Source organism: Porphyromonas uenonis 60-3 (genome assembly GCF_000174775.1).
GTDB lineage: Bacteria > Bacteroidota > Bacteroidia > Bacteroidales > Porphyromonadaceae > Porphyromonas > Porphyromonas uenonis_A.
Genome location: NZ_ACLR01000159.1, coordinates 1 through 500 on the forward strand (window position 1 = coordinate 1; position 500 = coordinate 500).

Here is a 500-nt window from a genome sequence, read left to right on the forward strand (position 1 = left end):
CAAAGCCGGTGATGATGCGGCTATAAGCATCCATCGTCAGGGAGAGATATGCGAAGCCCCCTAAACACTTGACGTAGGTTATGTCTGATACGGTGAGCCGGCAATGGTCGGTGGCGATGTACTTAGGGGTGGTGTTCAGGTGGTCTTGGAAGCCGTGATTGACCACGCCCTTGGTTGTCTGAGGCGGACGCTTGCGTCTGCGACTTCTCAGTAGCATATCGTTGGCTCCTAACACTTTGTAGAGCCAGTCTCGACCTACTTGGAAGGTTCCTTTGAAGTACTTGTTGGTACACTCCTGGAGGGTGTCTACGCCTGCCCTGGGGAGCCAACTGCGCACATACTGGCAATAGTGTAGGACGGAGGCTACTTTGACATCTTCGTCTTGCTCGGTGAAGGTGTGCTTGTAGTAGCCTTTGCGGCTGACTTCTAGCTGCTGACAAAGGTAGGTTATGGAGAGCTTTGATCTCTCACTTGGGCGGATTCAAGCTGTCTCACGGCTA

At 53.0% G+C, this 500-nt stretch carries 1 pseudogene; it reads right to left on the reverse strand.

Features of this window, described 5'->3' with window-relative positions:
* Positions 1-337 (reverse strand): annotated as a pseudogene (locus PORUE0001_RS05135) (IS3 family transposase); the annotation flags it as partial.
* Positions 338-500: the final 163 nt, after the last annotated feature.